This window comes from Caballeronia sp. (genome assembly GCF_049581465.1).
Taxonomy (GTDB): Bacteria; Pseudomonadota; Gammaproteobacteria; order Burkholderiales; family Burkholderiaceae; genus Caballeronia.
Window position 1 is genome coordinate 1 of sequence record NZ_JBAUSA010001147.1, and the last position, 2,054, is coordinate 2,054.

The following is a 2,054-nucleotide window of genomic DNA, read 5'->3' on the forward strand; positions in this document are numbered from 1 at the left end:
AGTGACGAATCAGGCGCCGCCGCTTGAACGCTACAACGCGTTTTCGAGCGATCCGGCGCTCGTCGCCGCGGTCGCGCGAGAAGGCGCGGGCTGGCACCTTGACGCGCTGACTCGAAGCGGCCTTGCGCTCACGCAGCCCGAGGTGCTTGTGCTCGCGGACTTGGCGAACCGCCACGCGCCGGAGCTGCATCGGTTCAGTGCGCGAGGCGAGCGGATCGATGCCATCGAGTTTCATCCTGCCTGGCACACACTGCTTGCCATGTTGCGCGCTGGCGGCTTGCACGCGCTGCCGTTTGAAACCGCCTCGCCGCAGCCTGGCGCGATGCCTGCGCGGTGTGCCGGTTACTTTTTGCACGCGCAATTGGAAAGCGGCTCGCTATGTCCGTTGACCATGACGTTCGCCAGCATTCCCGTGTTACAGCGAGAACCTGCCCTGTTTGCCGGCGTGCAGTCGCAACTGCTGTCGCGTGAGTACGATCCACGCGACATTCCCCTCGCTGCCGGCAAGCGTTCGATGATGATCGGCATGGGCATGACGGAGAAACAGGGCGGCTCGGACGTGCGTAGCAACCGCACGCGCGCCGTGCCCGTCGGTGCGGGCGGGCGCGGCGGGGAGTATCGGCTGGTTGGCCATAAATGGTTTTTCTCCGCTCCCCAATGCGACGCCCACCTCGTGCTTGCCCGCACCGGCGACGACACGCCGGAAAACGGCGCGATCTCCTGCTTCTACGTGCCGCGTTACGTGCCGGACGGATCGAAAAACGCCGTTCAGGTCCAGCAATTGAAGGACAAGCTTGGCAACCGTTCGAACGTGAGCAGTGAAGTCGAGTTCCTGGATGCTTATGGCGTCATGGTGGGTGACGAGGGGCGCGGCGTGCCGACCATCATTGAGATGGCGAACTTCACGCGGCTTGATTGCGTGATTGGAAGCGCTGCGTTGATGCGCGCCGCGCTTGTCCATGCGATTCATCATGCGCGGCACCGGCGGGCTTTTGGCGCAAAGCTTGCGGACCAGCCGTTGATGCGTAATGTTCTCGCTGATCTCGCGCTGGAATCCGAGGCGGCGACCGTGTTGTTCATGCGGCTTGCGGCGGCATTCGAGCATTCGATGAAACCGGAAGAGCGCGCGTGGCGGCGCATCGTTACCCCGGCTGCGAAGTTTTGGGTTTGCAAACGCGCGCTGGAGTTCACGGGCGAGGCGATGGAGGTTTGGGGAGGGAACGGTTATGTAGAAACGGGGCCGATGGCGCGGTTTTATCGTGAGGCGCCGGTCAATTCGATCTGGGAAGGTTCGGGAAACGTGATGTGCCTGGACGTGTTGCGTGCGGTGGAGCGCGAGCCCGAAGCCGCACGGGCGTTGTTCGACTCGTGGCGAGCGGGTGCGGGTGAGCATCCGGCGTTGTCGATTGCGCTGGAAGCCCTGCTTGCGATGCTTCGTGGCGATGCGTCTGGGCGAGAGGAATCGGCGAGACGAATTGCGCAGCAACTAGTTTTGATCGCACAGGGGGTATTGCTTGCGCAGCACGCGCCGGGCGAGATCGCGGCGGCGTTTATCGAAACACGGCTGGGAGGTGGACGTGGGATGTCGGGGCGTGTTTATGGAACCTTGCCGGGCGGACTTGATCTTGAGGCGGTTATAGAGCGGGCGTTTGGCGGATAAGGGATTGTTTTGGGGGACAAGGGATTGTTGTTACGCCGTGGTCAGCGCGTGCAACTATTGGTTCATGGATGGGGTGGCGCCGTTGATTGGTCCACGGGTGCGATGTCGCGTTGATTGGTCCACGGGTGCGATGTCGCCGTTGTTCTTATGGCGTTGGAGGCGAAGCGTGTGCGCGCCGTTGGTGCTTGAGGTGGGTATTCGAGTGCGGGTTAAATATTTTGGGGCCGCGCTACGTTCGGGCCAAAAACCAGAACTCCACAACTGAGGACACTTAAAAATTGGCGGTTTAAAACGCGTTTCTTTGCTTCGTTTCTTTGCGCGTTTGCCAAAGAAATGAAGTTCCGCCCCGAACAGGGGCTAACAGAAATAAGCAAGAAAATCCGACTTAAGCAGA

General features: G+C 61.1%; 1 protein-coding gene. It reads left to right on the plus strand.

Annotated features, from left to right (window positions below; all coding sequences use genetic code 11):
- Nucleotide 1: 1 nt before the first annotated feature.
- On the plus strand, nt 2-1,660 hold the full coding sequence (locus WCA53_RS28075) for an isovaleryl-CoA dehydrogenase (protein WP_423918613.1): 1,659 nt from the start codon (nt 2-4) through the stop codon (nt 1,658-1,660).
- The last annotated feature ends 394 nt before the right edge of the window (nt 1,661-2,054 follow it).